Below are 17,085 nucleotides of genomic sequence, written 5' to 3'. Positions count from 1 at the left end.
ATTATTGTGTGTTGTCCGGGGTTTCCCGGTAAGAAATCAGCGGATCGACAATCTGGCGCGTGCTGCCATCGGTCAGGCCAAGATCGGTCAAATGGGGTCCGGCATTACAGGCAAGGCAGGTGCCTTCGATGGCCTTAAAGACCCGGTACGGCGGTTCCCAGTCGGCAATCAGACTGCTGCGCTCGCGCAACGTCCGGAACTGCAGCGCCAGCTCGGCAGGGGGCAGTTCCGACAGCATGCCCGCAATCGGCATGGCAACGTGGGCAATCACCTCACCCTGCTGCGCCAGTGCCATGCCACCCCCGTTGTTGATAAGCGTATTGGCAGCCAGCGCCATATCGTTTGGATCGCGGCCCAGAACCACCAGGTTGTGAGAATCGTGCGAGTAGCTGGTGGCTATCGCGCCGCGCAGTTCCCCCCAGCCTTCAAGCAGGGCGATTTGCGGTTTTGCGGCATGGCGCGCATGGCGATGCTGCACCCAGATCAGGCTAAAGCCGTCCGGGATCTGCACGCACCCGTTGCGCACCTGCACATAAGTTTCACCCCAGCGGGTAAAGCGCGCGCCGCTGATGTGACGCAGGCGAGCCACGCCGTGGTTCGCGTTGCCAATACGCATGCGGAAATCACCGGCGGTCAGGGCAGACAACCGTACGGTATCACGCGGCAACGTAAGAGGCGTATCAGCAACGGGCGCGATCATTGCTCCGTCCTGCGCAATCCGCTTTCCGGCGACGTAAACCTGGCGCGCCGTCAGTTTATCCAGCGAGTCAAACACCACCAGATCCGCGCGACGCCCGGCGGCAATCAGCCCCAGGTCGTTACGCTGCAGGCGAATGGCCGCATTGAGCGTTGCAAAACGCAGTGCGTCGGTGGCTGCTAATCCATGTTCAATCAGCAGGTTCAGCAGCGCGATGATTCCGCCTTTTTCCATCAGGATGTCTGGCGGGACATCATCGGTGCAAACCGTGATGTGTGAAGAGAGATGGGGAAGGGTTTTCAGGGCGTTTACAATATCGGGCAACAAATAAGGATGCGAGCCGCGGATCTCCAGCGTCAGCCCGGCACGCAGTTTTTCCAGCGCGTCGTCAGCCGACGTTAACTCATGGTCAGACGTTACGCCAGCTGCCAGATAGGCCTGTAGATCCGCACCGCTGAGACCGCGGGCATGGCCTTCAATCAGCTTTCCACTGTCGAGACCGGCCTGCATAATTTCAAGCATACGCTGGCTGCCGTTAAGCACGCCGTGCATGTCCATCACTTCAGCCACGCCGCGCACTTCCGGCCAGCCGAGCAGGGTGTTCATCTCGTCTCCGGCAAAATCCGCCCCGGACATTTCCAGGCCGGGCGTTGAGGGCACGCTTGAAGGTGCGGCGACCATCACCTGCAGCGGCAGGTTGCGGCTGGCCTCAATCGCAAAACGGACGCCGTCAATGCCCAGCACGTTGGCCAGCTCATGCGGATCCCAGAAGACCGCCGTGGTGCCCTGGGCCAGCACGATTTCTGCGTAGCGGGCGGGCATAAGATGGGAGCTTTCAAGGTGGACGTGAGTATCCATCAGCCCGGGCGACAGAAACTGGTTGTTCAGCGCGTGCGTCTCGTGCGCGTCGCTGCGGCTGCCGCGCGGATGGACGCTGGCAATCAGTGCGCCCACGATGCCGACATCTGCTTCGCGGATCTCCCCGGTGACCATATCCACAATACGGGTATCGGTGAGCAGCAGGTCAAAGGGCATTTCGCCTCGTGCAGCCTGAACGGCGCGGCGTCGGGTTTCAGCAGTCATGCAATTAACAGTTCCAGCATCAAAATAATGACGCTACTCTATGCACACGGCAAACGTTTGCCCAGCTGATAAAACTTATCGCCCGATAACCCCGGGTTATTCTGTGACGCGTGTAATGGATAATCATGACGGAACCCTGGCAGCGCCTGCCCGCGCTCTCTCTTCGACAGCTTCAGTATTTTGTTACTCTGGCGCAGCTGCGTCATTTTACCGATACCGCCAGCAAACTGGCGATCAGCCAGCCGGCGCTCAGCAGTGCGTTGCGCCAAATCGAAACGGTGCTTGGGGGCAAACTGGTTAACCGGACCGCCTCGGCCGTGACGTTGACGGAGCTTGGTACGGCCATTTTGCCGCACGCGCAGCGGGTGCTCAGCGTGGCGCAGCTCGCGTTTGACGACATGCAGCACATTGTTCAGGCAGGGGGCGATGGCACCGTGCGCATTGGCCTTATTCCTTCCGTCAGTTCACTGCTCTTTCCGCTGCTTCCCCAGACGCTTGCCCGGGCCTTTCCCCGCCTCAGGGTGGAATTTCACGATCAAACCAACGATGCGCTGGTGGCCCAGCTGCTGAAAGGACAGATTGATTTCGGCATTGGTGCGCTCGATAACTCTGTTCCCGACCAGCTGAACGTGTTTCCCTTACAGGATGACCCGTTTGTCGCGGTCATTCACAGCGACGATCCGCTGGCCGCGTCGGCGCACCTGCCCTGGAAGCAACTGGCAGGGCGGGATATCGCCGTGTTCTCAAAAGGCAATATTCAGCGTCTGGTGGCGGCGCTCGCGGAAAGCCACCGTTTGTCGTTGCCGACACGCTATCAGGTGGACTACATCGAAACTTTGTATGGCCTGGTGCGCTCGAAACTCGCCGTGGCGATTTTACCGCAGCTCTATACCACGCACCTCCAGGACCCGCAGCTCAGGGTGGTACATCTTCAACAACCGGCCCTGGCCCGCACGGTGGCGTTAATGCGCGTCCCGCAGCCGCTTCCTCCGCTTATCGAATCCTGCTTTACGCTGATGGCCGACACGTTGCGAACGAAATGACCCGACACTTCTTTACAGCGTGATGGCGCATTGCTCGCTAAGATGACCGTCGATTCATAAAGAGGTCACAATGGAAAACCGCAAATTCAGTCGACTGCGCCGCTGGGCGCGGGAAGGGATCATCTTCTTTCTGCTCGCGCTGGCCGTCATGTGGGGCGTGGATCAATACCGCAAGCCCACACTCCCCGCCAGCTTTAGCGCTGCACCGATGCACAGCATCGACGGAAAGATCCACGATATAACGGCACTCAGCCAGGAACGCCCGCTGCTGATATACGTATGGGCAACCTGGTGCAGCATCTGCCGGTTTACGACGCCCTCGGTCAATACGCTGGCAGAACAGGGTGGCAACGTCGTGAGTATCGCCATGCGTTCCGGCGACGATGCAAAGCTGGCGCGCTGGGTCGAGAAGAAACAGCTGGTCATGCCGGTGGTCAACGATGCCAACGGTGCGCTGTCGCAGGCGTGGCAGGTGAGCGTAACACCGACGCTGGTGATCGTGTCGAAGGGGAAAGTGGTCAGCACCACAACGGGCTGGACTAGCTACTGGGGTATGAAATTCAGGCTGTGGTGGGCAGGACGTTAAAATAACCCCTCTTCCGCGGGAAGAGGGGTCTGTTATTACTTCGCCATGACTTCCTGCGCGGTACGCTCAACCAGAGACAGCAGGATTTTAATGTCCTCCAGGGTCACGGTTGGGTTCAGCAGCGTCAGCTTCAGGCAGGTGACGCCGTTATGCTCGGTCACGCCGACGTTTGCACGTCCGGACTCCAGCAGCGCATCACCAATTTTCTGGTTCAGCAGGGCGATACCTGCGTCATCCATCTGCGCCTGCGGACGGAAGCGGAACAGCACGCTTGCCAGCTGCGGCTGCATGACCAGTTCCAGAGCAGGCTGCTCTTTCACGTAAGCCGCAACCTGCTGTGCCAGGGTCACACCGTGATCGATGATCGCCGCGTATTGTTCCTGACCCAGCGCTTCCAGGCTCATCCACAGCTTCAGCGCGTCGAAGCGGCGCGTGGTTTGCAGCGATTTGGACACCAGGTTCGGCACGCCAGCTTCTTCATCGAACTCAGAGTTCAGATAGGCCGCCTGATAGCGCATCAGCTCATAGTGGCGCGCTTCTTTCAGCAGGAACGCACCGCAGCTGATGGTCTGGAAGAACTGCTTGTGGAAGTCCAGAGTAACGGAATCCACCAGCTCGATACCGTCCAGGTAGTGACGATACTGCTCAGACATCAGCAGCGCGCCGCCCCAGGCTGCATCAACGTGTACCCAGATATTCTGCTTTGCCGCCAGTTCAGCAATGGCACGCAGCGGATCGATTGCACCTGCATCGGTTGTACCGGCGGTGGCAACAATCGCCAGGATCTGCTCGCCGTTCGCATTGCACTGCTCAATTTTCGCCGCCAGATCGTTGAGATCCATGCGGCAGAATTCATCCGTTTTCACCTGCACGACGGACTGGTAGCCCAGACCCATCAGCGCCATATTCTTCTGCACGGAGAAGTGAGCGTTTTCAGAGCACAGCACGCGGATTTTACGCAGATCGCCCGTCAGGCCATCCTGCTGTACGGAGTGCCCCTGACGCGCGAAGAACGCATCGCGTGCCAGCATCAGGCCCATCAGGTTACTCTGGGTGCCGCCGCTGGTGAACACACCAGCATCGCCAGCCTGATAACCCACGCGGGTACGCAGCCATTCGATCAACTTGATCTCAATGATGGTTGCGGACGGGCTTTGATCCCAGGAGTCCATGCTCTGGTTAGTGGCGTTAATCAGCACTTCCGCCGCCTGGCTAACCACCAGGCTTGGGCAGTGCAGGTGCGCCACACACTGCGGGTGATGAACGGACAGGCTGTCTTTCAGGAAGAACTCCACGGCGCGTTCAATCGCCGCTTCGTTGCCCAGCCCTTTCGGGTTGAAATCCAGCTTAATACGGTCGCGCAGTTCCGCGACCGTTTTGCCCTGATACATCTCAGGCTGTTTCAGCCACTGCATCACAGCCTGAGTGCTCTGCTCAATCGCCTGCTGGTAAGCTTCAATGCTCTGTGCAGAGGAGAACAAAATTGGGTTTGAATCAGACATCGTATTCAACAACTCCGGTTATACCGGGCGAACGCCCGCAGCAAGCAGCGCCTGCTCAAATTTATCCAGGAAGATTTTCAGCTCTTCATCGTTGATCAGCAGAGAAGGCAGCAGACGCAACACAACACCGTTACGACCACCACGTTCCAGGATCAGACCGGCTTCGAAGCACTTCTTCTGAATCAGGGCAGACAGTTCGCCATCGCCCGGGAAGCAGCCCATGTGGTCTGCCGCTTCGTTTGGCTTAACGATCTCAATACCAATCATCATGCCCAGGCCGCGAACGTGACCGATAACCGGATAGCGTTTCGCCATCTCGTTCAGCTGGCCTTTCAGCCATTCGCCCTGTTCGGCCACTTTGCCTGCGATGTTTTGATCTTTCAGGATTTTCAGCGTTGTCAGACCGGTTGCCATCGCCAGCTGGTTGCCGCGGAAGGTGCCGGTGTGGTGGCCTGGCGCCCACGCATCAAACTGCTTTTTGATACCGAGAACCGCCAGTGGCAGACCGCCGCCAACCGCTTTAGACATCACGATAATGTCTGGCTCAATGCCCGCGTGTTCGAAGGCGAAGAATTTACCGGTACGGGCAAAGCCCGCCTGAACTTCGTCGAGGATCAGCAGAATGCCGTGTTCCTGGGTCACTTTGCGGATGCGCTGCAGCCACTCAGCCGGAGCCGGATTCACGCCGCCTTCACCCTGAACGGCTTCAAGGATCACCGCAGCAGGTTTACGCACGCCGCTTTCAACGTCGTTAATCAGGTTGTCGAAGTAGTAGGTCAGCGCTTTCACGCCCGCCTCACCGCCGATACCCAGTGGGCAGCGGTACTGGTGTGGGTAAGGCATGAACTGCACTTCTGGCATCATACCGTTCACCGCTTCTTTCGGAGACAGGTTGCCGGTCACCGCCAGTGCGCCGTGCGTCATGCCGTGGTAACCACCAGAGAAGCTGATGATTCCGCTACGGCCGGTCACTTTTTTCGCCAGCTTCAGCGCCGCTTCCACAGCGTCAGCGCCGGATGGACCCGTGAACTGCAGGCAGTACTCTTTGCCCTGACCCGGCAGAAGAGAAAGCAGGTATTCGGAGAACGCGTCTTTCAGAGGCGTTGTCAGATCCAGTGTATGTAACGGCAAGCCGCTGGTAATGACATTTTGGATGCTTTTCAGCACATCAGGATGATTGTGACCCAGCGCGAGGGTGCCTGCGCCAGCTAAACAATCAAGATATTCTTTATTATCGGCATCGGTAATCCACACGCCTTCTGCTTTAGTGATCGCTAAAGGCAGTTTGCGAGGATAGCTCCTGACGTTCGATTCAAACTCGGCCTGACGGGCCAGATAGGTTTCGTTGCTTTTGCGGGCATCTGCAGTGTCAATACGGACTTTATCCGTCATCATATCACTCCTACAACCGCGGCTTCGTTATGCGCCACGATTGAATAAATAGTTAATAAAGGGGGGCCTGTAAAAAACGCCGCCAATATAGAGCCTTTTTAGGTCCGGCTCAATGGTTAATTTGATTACTATTTTGTTACGTCAGTCAGGGGGGCTAAACCCCGCAGAAGCATGCAGATAAAACAGGGTGAATCCTCGAATAAAAACAGGTACTTATCCCATATCACTCAGGACTGTAAAGGTTGAGCTGAGAGTGTTACAAATCGTGCCAAAAATGCCCCTGAAAACGGGACACGCACTGGCAGGGTTTTGTGTGATTTTTTACAGGTCGCACACATGACCCGTTATCCTCGCCTGATAACCAGCAGAGCGCTTACAGGACCCCGGCTGAGCTTAAACGAGATAGGGCGGCGGGATTTTACCGCCGCCGTTACGCTTATAAAAATATCCAGACTGGGTTATTTCGCTTTTTTAAGGTTGCCGACGTAGACATTATTTTCCATTAAAGAAACCTTGCCGTTACGATAATGAATAATGGTATAGGTGCCTTGCTTAAAAACAGTGGCGTCAGCATTGTTCTCATCCATCGACGCCGCTTTTCCGTTTACCGTAACGGAATGATCATTCATGAATACAACCTCTACGCCATGGCCAGTAAACACCTTTTTGGTATGCTGACTGTTTTGCGCTTTAGTTTTGCTTATATCACATGAACCATTAGCTTCAGTAACCTGTGTGCAGCCTGATGAATCAAGTTGTTTACGAAAGCTTTCACTGATTGCAGAGGCATTAAAGCTGATGGTCGCGGTGACCAGGATGATCGCCAGAAGAGACTTTTTCATCATTGCTATCACTCATTTTAAACGTTATACAGTTTTCTGAAAATAACCTCATATACTCTATTCCACCGGCAAAGCCTACGGCGATACAGGTTAAATAAAGCAGAGCGCTACATAAAATATATTTTAGCATTGCGTTTTAACTCATTGGGATTTCGACAACGCCTTTTGTCTACAGGTGACCCTTTCTCCATATTGATGAAAGCAATGTAGCTAAGCCTCTGTTTAACGCTGCATAGCCATCGTGTAAGCGCTTACATTAAGAAGTCAAAAAAAACGTTGGCGCGCCGAATGTTCTCCATTACCAATGGCCCAGATTACGTGAACCAGACTGTGCAGCACCGCCGCCGATATGGTTATCTCCACCCATACCGTGGGCGCTATGGGAATTTGCCGCGTTGTTTGCCCCATTGCCTGTACCCTGTTCAGCGTGCCCGGATACCTTTTCACGATCGCTTCGGGGATGGGCACTGCGCAGCAACGCGGGAGTATGGGGGACGCTGACTTGCGCCTCCGGGTCTACCTTTGCTAGCTCTCCCGCCGTCGTGCGGATCGTTTGTCCCTTAATGATGGCGTTAACCCGGGTCTCTGGTTTCAGGGCAGTGGCGCTCACATTAATAGTATCGACCTGCGCTGGCTTTGCGGTGATCGCTGCGACGGCCTGGCTGATATTGTTTTGCAGCACAGGCGTGGATTGCGTGGGCTTCATGCTGGCATAACGTTCCGGGGTTGCCGGGTCGATGCCTTGTACCATTCCCTTCTTCATGGCAGGGGCCTGTACGCCGGTCAGGCCCGTTGGCACGCCCACAGGATTTGTTTTCACACCGTAGTGGCTGATTTCCTCGCGGGTGATAGCAGGGGGTAACGACGTTTCTTTATTAACAGATAGCGTTGCGGCGGGTTCGGTAACGGATGATGGAGCCGTTATCGCGCCTGCGTTACTGTTATCCATTGGCCCTGAAATTGCCTGTTTGGCACCGTTATACGCATCGTTAACGCGCTGCTGCGTACCTGGATTGTGATTATTCGCATTATCCTGAATCGCTGAACCTAAGCGATCGTTCATAATGCTAAACGTTTCATTAGCCACTGCATTCAGTGAAAATACAGCCGCTATCATCATTGCTAAGAGAGATCTTTTCATTTTAATTATCAGTTAATAGTGATTTTGTTTCTTTAGGAGAAACACTGATGATTGACCGGCGTTACTATCGCCCTGGTTGACTAAAATAATCTTGATCTGGATCACATTAAGCGTGAATGTTCGCCCAATAAGAAAAATCTCTATCTGATTTAAAATCACCTAAAAACATGTGGTTATCTTTTTTTGTATTATGAAATTAGTTTCGCTTTCGCTTGAAACCCTGCGCAGCGGACTTCGCGAAACAAAAGCATCACTATTGAGGTAAAGTCAAAGGGACTGGTGGGAGAGTATGGCTAGAAGAGCATTTTTGTTGGACGAATTCTCTCCACAATCAGGATCTAAACACCGTATTTCTTTACCCTTTTAGTTATCTTTATGACACTACAATCTCAATTAAGATTTTAGAAAGGATACATATTTTCTTTCGCAATGTTATATATTTGGTAAGACATCTGTAGGGGCATTGAGTAAGTTTTTACATGCATTTCTACATAAAATTACAGCGGATTTGTTTATTTGTTAAAAGATTACCATAAAGAAACAGGGGCTGAGCGCCCCTTTATTCAAAAATCCCGGGATAGGATAATGTAACCATTAAATCTTATAGAGCATTCATCTTTATTCATTAGGCTGGATGCGATAAAAACATCTTTCTTATTGGCCTTGTTGATATAGGTGTATTTCGCTGTGATAGATTTTGTGTCGTTTCCGTAGTAGCTAGAAAAGTATTCACTTTCAGGAATAGTAGCTTTTCCTTTCGCGATAGAATCAGCACGATCTGATTTTGCTAATACTTCTGCATATATTTCAGAAACAGGTATGGTGGTGATAATTTCCACTTCTGTTTTATCTTTCTGGATTGTCGAGACATCAATTTTCAATTCTTTCTCTATAGCATTAAACAACCACGATTCCATTGATGCGCCAACAGCAGCACAATTGTAATCATGAGCATAAGCAAAAAGAGGAGCAATAGCTAATGTGCAAATCAAAAGCTTCTTCATGTTAATCTTCCACAACCAGAATTTTATCACTGCTAGCAGCAATCAATTTTCTATTTGGCAGACTCACGATAATACAGCCATCAGAAGCCGAACCTGGGTGTGCTGCACTATCACCGTGTATCATGAAAGCATCTCTTCCACACATATCATTAGCTGCATAGGGTGTTAGTCTCATTGTCCAGGCCCTGGTGTTATGATGAAAGAACGGAGCGCCAATTTTATATGTTCCTCTTGGTAATGGGCCTTTACCTTTTACACACTCATAAGCTGAATCATTTTTATATCCAGGCCTGCCTGAGTACAATCCATCAAACTGGTAAGAACCATTGAGATAGAAACTATGAGCACTAACTTTATATACCCATGTCATTATGCAGCCTCCTTGTCGCCGTTCCATAAATCGCTATGAATAATATTCCCGTCTAAGTAATGCCATGTGATTTTTTCATAAGCCAAATAAAATGCTTCTAAATGGTTATGCTTTTCAAAGGATGGGTTTTTAATATCCATCATGAATGGTTCAATGTAGTTAACTCTTACATTATCCATTGTGACACGGAAATATTCTTCTTCTATACCGTTAAAGTTGATTCGGTAGAATCTCAATACGGCTTGTTTAAACGTCCTACCCGAAGAAACGCCTTGATAGAGTCTAGGCGAAGTGCTATCTATTTCTTTGATCAAAGCATAATCACCATGCTTACGCTTACTGGTAATCTTGCCTGTCAGGTTGTCAGTAGGCAGCTCTACATTGTGCATCAGTTCTACAATCTCTACAGAACCTTCCCTACCGGGCATATCAACAGAGCCTTTAACCTGATTCCCTGCTTCATCGGTAAGCCAAAGATAAACTGGTATCGCCATATTTTAAAATCCCTTTTCCTGTATTAGTAGTGAATGTTAATTCTACTCCTGCGCCATCAGAATTAGGGGGGGAATATCTCAGGAAAGCTCTTAAAATCAATTCCATTTAAGTGCTGCTTTATTGTTTTTTAGTTGGTCTTCACTATCGAGTTTTCGCTCCTGTCAGTTGAGAAGGAAGGGTAGTTAAATCTTTAGTGTCGACAGAAGGAGATGATCTGGCATTGCGACATGCTTACCTCTACGTAGTCGTGATTTTTATAGGAGGTCACTTTAGGCAAAATAATTAACTTTATTAACCCGATTCGTGGGGAGGGAATGTTATATTTCCTTTAGCTATGAATGCTTATGTATTTAAACTGTAACACCTAACCAACCTGTTTTATGATTCTTCCGACAGAAACCTCTTTTAGTTTTCACTTGACAAGAAACATCCTCGTCGAGTTCATAGTAGCCAATTAGCTCCTTGAAATTCTCAGGACTAATCTCTTGTTTACATGAGAACGATTTTCGATTTCCAATCTCAAAATATTTTGAAAAATACTCAGTTTTTTCAGACATCAACTTCTCCCTATGATGAAGAAACTGGTTAGATGAACAGCACTGAGAAAATATACACCTCAATAACCACGGGATCAATGTTACTAATATCCATTTAGTGCACAGATCACCAACATATGGTCTCTAATCATATATAAACATCTATATGCGGTATGGCAGCTTTGCAACTCTATCGTTGGGGATTACTGAATATCAGCTTAGGGCAACTATTAGAGCTATTGGTAATGGCACCGCTATGGTAAGAGTACATCTAGGTAAATAGGTTCGTGAAGGCACTTTCAAGGGTGCTGTTGAGGCTGGGGAAACCCGGCCTTTGTGTGTTCGGTGTTTGATGCTAGGTGCCACGACTTGAGACACAAGCTGGGACACAAAGCATTTTTTAGGGTTGAGTCTTTGACTTCCCGCTGGCATGATCCAGAATAGGGATTAACGGGACGTTAATCGCAAGCTTTTGATTTTGTAGTAAATGACTCGGGGTGCCCTTCTTTGTGAAGGCTGAGAAATACCCGTACCACCTGATCTGGATAATGCCAGCGTAGGGAAGTCAGATACCTTCCCGGTTATCGCTTCTTCACGCAAGGCAGGAGCGACAACATGCAGCCTGACCTTCTTGATTTTCACGTTTTACATCACTTTCGCACCCATTCCCCCCTCACGCACTGTATGACCAACGATGTCGTTCAGGCATTTACGGCCAATGTGTTGCTGGCCCTTGGCGCGTCTCCGGCTATGGTGATTGAGCCTGAAGAGGCGGAGCAATTTGCGTCGGTAGCAGACGCTCTGCTGATCAACGTCGGCACGCTCACCTCGGGACGTGCACAGGCAATGCGCCGGGCGGTGGAAAGCGCGGCGGCGGCAGGAAAACCCTGGACGCTTGACCCGGTTGCGGTAGGAGCCCTGGCCTTTCGCACCCGTTTTTGTCAGCAGATCCTTTCCCTGAAACCTGCGGCGATCCGCGGTAATGCCTCGGAGATTATGGCCCTGGCGGGAATGAGCGGCGGAGGGCGCGGTGTCGACACCACAAATACCGCAGCCGATGCACTGCCTGCCGCACAGGCTCTGGCGCGCCAGATCAGTACCATCGTCGCCGTCACCGGCGAAGTGGATTACGTCACCGATGGTCACCGCACCCGCAGCGTGACGGGGGGCGATAGCCTGATGACGCGCGTGGTGGGAACGGGGTGTGCCCTTTCCGCTGTGGTAGCGGCCAGCTGTTCGCTGCCGGGTGACCGACTGGATAACGTGGCTGCCGCCTGCGATTTTATGAAACGAGCTGGCGCTATCGCCGCTGCGCAAAGCCGCGGGCCGGGTAGTTTCGCCTCGCACTTTCTTGATGCGTTATGGAATCTGGAGGAGCAAGCATGAAGCGGATCAACGCACTCACTATCGCCGGCACCGATCCTTCAGGCGGTGCAGGCATTCAGGCTGATTTAAAAACCTTTTCCGCCCTGGGGGCGTATGGCTGTTCGGTGATGACCGCGCTGGTGGCGCAAAATACCCGCGGGGTACAGTCTGTCTATCGTATTGAGCCCGATTTCGTCACGGCACAGCTGGAGTCGGTCTTAAGCGATGTCCGTATTGATACCACCAAAATCGGCATGCTGGCTGAGACGGACATCGTTGAGGCGGTTGCGGATCAGCTCGCCCGCTATCGGGTGCAAAACGTGGTACTGGATACGGTGATGCTGGCAAAAAGCGGCGATCCTTTACTCTCCGCGTCGGCCGTTGCGACGATGCGAAAACGATTGTTGCCGCAGGTTGCGTTGATCACGCCAAATCTGCCGGAGGCCGCAGCCTTGCTGGAGGCACCGCACGCGTGCAACGAGCAGGAGATGAAAGAACAGGGCAGGGCGCTGCTGGCGATGGGATGCGAAGCGGTGCTGATGAAAGGGGGGCATCTGGATGATGCAGAAAGCCCGGACTGGCTATTTACCCGCAACGGCGCGCAGCGATTTACCGCGCCGCGGATTCACACCAAAAATACCCACGGAACCGGGTGTACTTTATCAGCCGCGCTTGCCGCACTGCGCCCGCGACACGCCAGCTGGGCGGACACGGTAGCAGAGGCAAAAGCCTGGCTTTCCTGCGCGCTGGCAAAAGCCGACAGCCTCGAGGTGGGTCACGGAATTGGGCCGGTACACCATTTTCATGCGTGGTGGTAAGGCCCTGAAGGAGTATACTGAAAGGGAACTTCAGGTCAGGAAAAACAGAGATGGAACAAGCGCATACCCAGTTAATTATGCAACTGAACGAACGGATTTCAGCGGCGGATAACACGCCGTTGTATCTTAAGTTTGCCGAGACGATAAAAAACGCCGTGCGCAATGGCATGCTCGGGCACGGCAATATTTTACCGGGCGAGCGCGATCTCAGCCAGTTAACGGGAGTCTCACGCATCACCGTGCGTAAGGCGATGCAGGCGCTGGAAGAGCAGGGTGTTGTGACGCGCTCGCGGGGCTACGGCACGCAAATTAACAATATCTTCGAATATTCCCTTAAAGAGGCGCGAGGATTTTCTCAACAGGTCGTGCTGCGCGGAAAAAAGCCCGACACGCTGTGGGTGAACAAGCGGGTCGTCAAATGTCCGGATGAGGTGGCAGGCGAGCTTGCCATTGCGCCGCAGAGCGATGTATTTCTGTTGAAACGGATCCGCTACGTGGATGACGATGCCGTGTCCATTGAAGAGTCGTGGGTGCCCGTCGGGTTAATTCCGGATCCGGATGCGATCGGCATTTCGCTGTACGACTATTTTCGCAGTCAGAATATTTTCCCTCAGCGGACCCGTTCCCGCGTGAGCGCCCGCATGCCTGACAGCGAATTCCAGAACCATATCAATATGGATGATAAAATTCCGGTACTGGTGATAAAGCAGGTTGCGCTCGACCAACAGCACCGGACCATTGAGTACAGCATCAGCTATTGCCGAAGCGATCTATACGTTTTCGTATGCGAGGAGTAGCGCCTCACGGGTGGGCGCACAGTCGCCGCCGCGATGGCTGACCACCCAGGCCCCCACGGCGTTGCCCAGCCGCACCGCCTCTTCCAGCGTCCAGCCTGCCGCGAGCCCGGCCAGCGTTCCCCCGGCGTGACTGTCGCCCGCACCGATCGTATCCACCACCGTTGCCGAAAAGGCAGGTACATGCCCCTGATGCTCGCCGTCATAAAACGCTGCGCCATCCTTGTCATAACGAACGATCAGCGGACTGCCATAGTGGGCCTGCCACGCGCTGCCCAGCGACGCGGTTTCAACGCCTAATCGCCCGGCGGCAAGTTCCGCTTCGTGCCGGTTCAGCGAGACGATGGGTTTACAGGCCATAATGCGCGTCATGATGTCATCAGAGATGTCTTCAATGCGCGGACCGAAATCGATGAAAGGCGTGACAGACTCAAGCCCTTCCAGCCAGCGCGTCAGCAGCGCTGCGCTCGGCGAAGCCAGCTGATATCCGGAAAGATACACCAGGCTTTGCGGGGGGACTTTCAGCGCATCAAGCCAGGCTTGTTGCCACTGATTTTCCACACCGCTAAAGGACATAAAGGTTCGTTCACCGTCCGGTTCGACCAGAGCCAGGCACCAGCCGTTGTCTCCGGTCTCTGCTTCCACTGCCGTGTGAACGCCCTGTCGGGTCATCGCCTGGCGGATCATGTCCGCCCACACGCCATGCCCGACAGGCAGGGCATTCTGGGCGGGGATATTCAGTCGTTTTAACGCAATGGCGATATTCAGCGCACATCCACCAATATTCACGCCTTGCTGCTTCAGTTCGATGTCACACCCGCGCCAGGGCAGGGCGTAGGCATCGGCAATGACATCGACCACGGCCGCGCCCAGCACCGTCACTGGCCGCCTGGCCGTTAACGATGCCAGGCGAAGGGCGAATGTTGCGTTCATACGCTCTCCCTTTGCTCCCGGTAGTGGAGCAGATGTTCGCAGTAGTAGCCAAAATCGAGCTGGTTGACCTTATCCAGCTCCGCTTTTAGCGCAGAATCAATGGCCTGAACACCCTGCAAGGCGCCGCAGATAGCCGTCGCCATCGCGCCGATGGTATCAGTATCGCCCCCCAGGTTAGCGCACAGAATGGCGCAGCGGTTCGGGTCAGTGCCCGCCAGTTCAACCATGGCAATCGCCGCCGGAACCGATTCAAGCGTACTGGTGCCCGCACCGACAAGCTGATAGACCTGCTCGCTGGCTGACTCAATCCCGTTTGCCTCGCGCACCGTCTTTAATGCCAGTTCGATTCGGGCAGCCAGAGAGGCGCTAAAGGTCGTAACCCTGGCTTCCTGCGCATAACGCGCGATACCAGGCAGGGCATCCACGATGTGCGCCCAGCTCGCACCGTCAATGGCGCGGGAGATGGCCCATGACACCACAACGGCGCCGGCAATCGCCAGATCGGATTTGTGCGTGGGGCTGGAGGCCAGCGCCACTTCACCGACAAAGTGCTCAAGGCGCGTTGCGGGCAACAGACATCCCAGCGGGGAGGCACGCATCGCGGCGCCGTTGGTTACACCGTTATTTTCCAGCTCGCTTACCGGTTTACCGTCGCGAATCGCATTCAGGGCAATTTTCGAGGTCGGTCCAAGCACATTTTTGTTGAACGCGTCGAAATCCGTCGCCCATTGCAAAATATGTCTGCCGATGACGTCAGGGTTAATCTGGCCTTCACATTCAATGAGGGCATCCGCCAGACACAGTGCCATAGAGGTATCGTCGGTAAATTCCGCCTGATTAAAATAACAGGCGGCGTTGTTCTCGGCCGGGCCGGGTAAAAAACGGTCGATCCAGCCAAAATGCGCTTTTACCCGACGGCGTGGCCACAGTTCCGATGGCATACCCATCGCATCCCCTAAAGCCTGCCCGTACAGTGCGCCGAGAATACGGTCTGCTTTCATTTAACTTCCCCTCGTGTCAGCGCGGTATCGCCATCCACCACCTCAATTGCGGTGATTTCATTATCCGATTCGCGGAAAAACAGCATAAACAGCACGGCGATGACGGCGATCATGATCGCGCCAAACGTCCACATTCCGGCCCAGTTGAAGGTCAACCCGTTCACAGGCTCTTTATAAGCAAACATCTTTTCCATCATCACGCCGCCCAGACGGTAGCCCAACAGGCTGCCAAAGCCCTGACAGCACAGCGTGATCAATCCTTGCGCCGCGGTGCGCATATGCGCAGGGGCTTTTTTATCGACATAGATATACGCGGTGACGTAATAGAAGTCGTAACTCACGCCGTGCAGCAGAATGCCAAGGAACAGCAGGGCATAGGTGAAATACTCCTCCGCGCCGCCGAAGACGAAAAAGGCGTAGCGAATGGCCGCGGTGATAAGACCTAGCAACAGAACCTTTTTAATACCAAAGCGCTTTGTGAAGAAGGGCAGCGCCAGCATAAAGAAGATTTCTGAGAACTGGCCGAGCGTCATCCAGCCCGTTGCGTTTTTCATACCGACTTCGGTGAGGTAGCCATTGGCGAAGATGTAATAAAACGCCAGCGGCATCGCGAACAGGAAAGAGCAGAAGAAAAAGACGAGGAAATTTTTATCACGCAGCAGGACCAGCGCGTCCAGACCCAGCATGACTTTAACATCCATTTTACCGGTGCTTTTTGGCGGCGTATTCGGCAGGAAGAACGCAAACACCCCGAGAAGCACAGAGCTGGCCGCCGTCAGCAGCAGCGGCAGGTTGGTATCTGAAATATCGCTATAACCCATCATTTGCGGCAGGAAGCCGCACGCCAGGCCAGAGGCAATCCAGCCTATTGTCCCCATAACGCGGATGCGCGGGAAATCAGCCTCTACGTCATCGACGTTGGCAAAGGCAATGCTGTTGGTCAAGGCAATGGTGGGCATATAGGTAAGCGAGTAAGCCAGCAGCAGCGGGAAAAAGCCGCTAAAGGTGGTCTGTTGCGCCGCAAAGTACATCAGAATCGCGCCCGCAAACATCAGCACCGCCAGAACCTTTTGCGCGGCAAAGAAGCGGTCCGTTAGCGAGCCGACAAGAATAGGAGAAAGGATCGCCGCGATGGCGGTACAGGCATAAGACCAGCCAATCTCTCCGGCGGTAAAACCGCTTTTACTCAGCCATAGCCACAGCGGCACAAACCAGGCACCCCAGATAAACCATTCAACAAACATCATGAACGACAGTTGGACTTTCGTTTTCATTTTGAATCCTGCATGTCAGAGAGAATACGTGGATACCATACCATCCAATAATACCTTTTAAATACCTTTGAAAGGATTGTTTGATCAATGTAACAGTTTTGTTGTGAATGAATCGAGGCAGCAGATTGTGCTGAAAGAACGGGCGTTAAGTGGAAAATCTCTCCGGTCGGTACCAGGCTTAACCTGCCCAAAAAATTTGGGTCTGGAAA

16 protein-coding genes and 1 riboswitch are annotated in these 17,085 nt (G+C 53.2%); of the genes, 5 read left to right on the top strand and 11 right to left on the bottom strand.

Translation table 11 applies throughout. The features are described from left to right. Window position 1 precedes the first annotated feature (1 nt). The gene (locus tag LZP96_RS13715; RefSeq protein ID WP_258926077.1) at window positions 2–1,780 is read right to left on the bottom strand and encodes an adenine deaminase; all 1,779 of its coding nucleotides are present in this window, start codon (window positions 1,778–1,780) and stop codon (window positions 2–4) included. Window positions 1,781–1,902: 122 nt separating this feature from the next. Here LZP96_RS13715 and LZP96_RS13710 point away from each other — a divergent pair, with 122 nt between their 5' ends. After that, a complete protein-coding gene (locus LZP96_RS13710) occupies window positions 1,903–2,823 on the top strand; it encodes a LysR family transcriptional regulator (RefSeq protein WP_258926132.1) in 921 nt (306 codons plus the stop codon). A gap of 70 nt (window positions 2,824–2,893) precedes the next feature. Continuing rightward, window positions 2,894–3,409, top strand: a complete 516-nt coding sequence (locus LZP96_RS13705) for a protein disulfide oxidoreductase (protein WP_258926076.1) — start codon at window positions 2,894–2,896, stop codon at window positions 3,407–3,409. A gap of 35 nt (window positions 3,410–3,444) precedes the next feature. Here LZP96_RS13705 and LZP96_RS13700 read toward each other — a convergent pair whose 3' ends face one another. The 7 genes from LZP96_RS13700 to LZP96_RS13670 all read right to left on the bottom strand — a co-directional run bounded on the left by LZP96_RS13700 (window position 3,445) and on the right by LZP96_RS13670 (window position 10,154). After that, window positions 3,445–4,911, bottom strand: coding sequence for a pyridoxal phosphate-dependent decarboxylase family protein (locus LZP96_RS13700; RefSeq protein WP_258926075.1), 1,467 nt, complete (start codon window positions 4,909–4,911; stop codon window positions 3,445–3,447). An 18-nt stretch (window positions 4,912–4,929) separates the two neighbouring features. Continuing rightward, window positions 4,930–6,306: a diaminobutyrate--2-oxoglutarate transaminase gene (locus tag LZP96_RS13695; RefSeq protein ID WP_064326725.1), complete on the bottom strand. Its 1,377-nt coding sequence runs from the start codon at window positions 6,304–6,306 to the stop codon at window positions 4,930–4,932. Window positions 6,307–6,761: 455 nt separating this feature from the next. Beyond that, window positions 6,762–7,148: a hypothetical protein gene (locus LZP96_RS13690; RefSeq protein WP_258926074.1), complete on the bottom strand. Its 387-nt coding sequence runs from the start codon at window positions 7,146–7,148 to the stop codon at window positions 6,762–6,764. A gap of 295 nt (window positions 7,149–7,443) precedes the next feature. After that, window positions 7,444–8,208 (bottom strand): hypothetical protein, encoded by a 765-nt coding sequence (locus LZP96_RS13685; RefSeq protein WP_258926073.1) that lies wholly within the window; start codon window positions 8,206–8,208, stop codon window positions 7,444–7,446. 641 nt (window positions 8,209–8,849) lie between these two features. Then, a complete protein-coding gene (locus LZP96_RS13680; RefSeq protein ID WP_258926072.1) occupies window positions 8,850–9,290 on the bottom strand; it encodes a Shiga toxin A subunit in 441 nt (146 codons plus the stop codon). A 1-nt stretch (window position 9,291) separates the two neighbouring features. Further along, window positions 9,292–9,660: a tlde1 domain-containing protein gene (locus LZP96_RS13675; protein WP_071892410.1), complete on the bottom strand. Its 369-nt coding sequence runs from the start codon at window positions 9,658–9,660 to the stop codon at window positions 9,292–9,294. Further along, complete coding sequence (locus LZP96_RS13670; protein WP_258926071.1) at window positions 9,660–10,154, bottom strand: Hcp family type VI secretion system effector; 495 nt, start codon at window positions 10,152–10,154, stop codon at window positions 9,660–9,662. The genes LZP96_RS13675 and LZP96_RS13670 overlap by 1 nt, the downstream gene beginning before the upstream one ends. Before the next feature lie 1,020 nt (window positions 10,155–11,174). Next, a riboswitch (TPP riboswitch) is annotated at window positions 11,175–11,271 on the top strand. Window positions 11,272–11,306: 35 nt separating this feature from the next. Between LZP96_RS13670 and thiM the strand changes: the two genes are divergently transcribed. Genes thiM through LZP96_RS13655 form a run of 3 tightly spaced genes read left to right on the top strand, consistent with a single transcriptional unit; the run spans window position 11,307 to window position 13,671 of the window. Further along, on the top strand, window positions 11,307–12,077 hold the full coding sequence (thiM, locus tag LZP96_RS13665; protein ID WP_258926070.1) for a hydroxyethylthiazole kinase: 771 nt from the start codon (window positions 11,307–11,309) through the stop codon (window positions 12,075–12,077). After that, on the top strand, window positions 12,074–12,874 hold the full coding sequence (gene thiD, locus LZP96_RS13660) for a bifunctional hydroxymethylpyrimidine kinase/phosphomethylpyrimidine kinase (protein WP_258926069.1): 801 nt from the start codon (window positions 12,074–12,076) through the stop codon (window positions 12,872–12,874). The genes thiM and thiD overlap by 4 nt, the downstream gene beginning before the upstream one ends. 50 nt (window positions 12,875–12,924) lie before the next feature. Further along, window positions 12,925–13,671 (top strand): GntR family transcriptional regulator, encoded by a 747-nt coding sequence (locus LZP96_RS13655; protein WP_258926068.1) that lies wholly within the window; start codon window positions 12,925–12,927, stop codon window positions 13,669–13,671. On the opposite strand, the gene LZP96_RS13650 is transcribed toward LZP96_RS13655, so the two are convergent. Genes LZP96_RS13650 through LZP96_RS13640 form a run of 3 tightly spaced genes read right to left on the bottom strand, consistent with a single transcriptional unit; the run spans window position 13,645 to window position 16,876 of the window. Continuing rightward, on the bottom strand, window positions 13,645–14,601 hold the full coding sequence (locus tag LZP96_RS13650; protein WP_258926067.1) for a PfkB family carbohydrate kinase: 957 nt from the start codon (window positions 14,599–14,601) through the stop codon (window positions 13,645–13,647). The two genes, LZP96_RS13655 and LZP96_RS13650, sit on opposite strands and share 27 nt — an antisense overlap. Beyond that, window positions 14,598–15,602 carry an ADP-ribosylglycohydrolase family protein gene (locus LZP96_RS13645; protein ID WP_258926066.1) on the bottom strand — a complete coding sequence of 335 codons (1,005 nt, stop codon included), beginning with the start codon at window positions 15,600–15,602 and terminating at the stop codon, window positions 14,598–14,600. The genes LZP96_RS13650 and LZP96_RS13645 overlap by 4 nt, the downstream gene beginning before the upstream one ends. Further along, window positions 15,599–16,876 carry a nucleoside permease gene (locus LZP96_RS13640; protein WP_064326715.1) on the bottom strand — a complete coding sequence of 426 codons (1,278 nt, stop codon included), beginning with the start codon at window positions 16,874–16,876 and terminating at the stop codon, window positions 15,599–15,601. Before LZP96_RS13640 ends, LZP96_RS13645 begins: the two co-directional genes overlap by 4 nt. Window positions 16,877–17,085: the final 209 nt, after the last annotated feature.

This window comes from Huaxiibacter chinensis (assembly GCF_022171985.1).
Classification (GTDB): domain Bacteria; phylum Pseudomonadota; class Gammaproteobacteria; order Enterobacterales; family Enterobacteriaceae; genus Enterobacter; species Enterobacter chinensis_A.
Note: the sequence above shows the minus strand (reverse complement) of the source record. Positions and strands in the feature narration are given on the sequence as shown.

What these genes read in the sequence shown, in the direction of transcription:
- LZP96_RS13715 (WP_258926077.1), bottom strand. Translation starts at nt 1,780, where the DNA reads ATGACTGCTGAAACCCGACGCCGCGCCGTTCAGGCTGCACGAGGCGAA.
- LZP96_RS13705 (WP_258926076.1), top strand. Translation starts at nt 2,894, where the DNA reads ATGGAAAACCGCAAATTCAGTCGACTGCGCCGCTGGGCGCGGGAAGGG.
- LZP96_RS13700 (WP_258926075.1), bottom strand. Translation starts at nt 4,911, where the DNA reads ATGTCTGATTCAAACCCAATTTTGTTCTCCTCTGCACAGAGCATTGAA.
- LZP96_RS13695 (WP_064326725.1), bottom strand. Translation starts at nt 6,306, where the DNA reads ATGATGACGGATAAAGTCCGTATTGACACTGCAGATGCCCGCAAAAGC.
- LZP96_RS13690 (WP_258926074.1), bottom strand. Translation starts at nt 7,148, where the DNA reads ATGATGAAAAAGTCTCTTCTGGCGATCATCCTGGTCACCGCGACCATC.
- LZP96_RS13685 (WP_258926073.1), bottom strand. Translation starts at nt 8,208, where the DNA reads ATGAACGATCGCTTAGGTTCAGCGATTCAGGATAATGCGAATAATCAC.
- LZP96_RS13680 (WP_258926072.1), bottom strand. Translation starts at nt 9,290, where the DNA reads ATGAAGAAGCTTTTGATTTGCACATTAGCTATTGCTCCTCTTTTTGCT.
- LZP96_RS13675 (WP_071892410.1), bottom strand. Translation starts at nt 9,660, where the DNA reads ATGACATGGGTATATAAAGTTAGTGCTCATAGTTTCTATCTCAATGGT.
- LZP96_RS13670 (WP_258926071.1), bottom strand. Translation starts at nt 10,154, where the DNA reads ATGGCGATACCAGTTTATCTTTGGCTTACCGATGAAGCAGGGAATCAG.
- thiM (WP_258926070.1), top strand. Translation starts at nt 11,307, where the DNA reads ATGCAGCCTGACCTTCTTGATTTTCACGTTTTACATCACTTTCGCACC.
- thiD (WP_258926069.1), top strand. Translation starts at nt 12,074, where the DNA reads ATGAAGCGGATCAACGCACTCACTATCGCCGGCACCGATCCTTCAGGC.
- LZP96_RS13655 (WP_258926068.1), top strand. Translation starts at nt 12,925, where the DNA reads ATGGAACAAGCGCATACCCAGTTAATTATGCAACTGAACGAACGGATT.
- LZP96_RS13650 (WP_258926067.1), bottom strand. Translation starts at nt 14,601, where the DNA reads ATGAACGCAACATTCGCCCTTCGCCTGGCATCGTTAACGGCCAGGCGG.
- LZP96_RS13645 (WP_258926066.1), bottom strand. Translation starts at nt 15,602, where the DNA reads ATGAAAGCAGACCGTATTCTCGGCGCACTGTACGGGCAGGCTTTAGGG.
- LZP96_RS13640 (WP_064326715.1), bottom strand. Translation starts at nt 16,876, where the DNA reads ATGAAAACGAAAGTCCAACTGTCGTTCATGATGTTTGTTGAATGGTTT.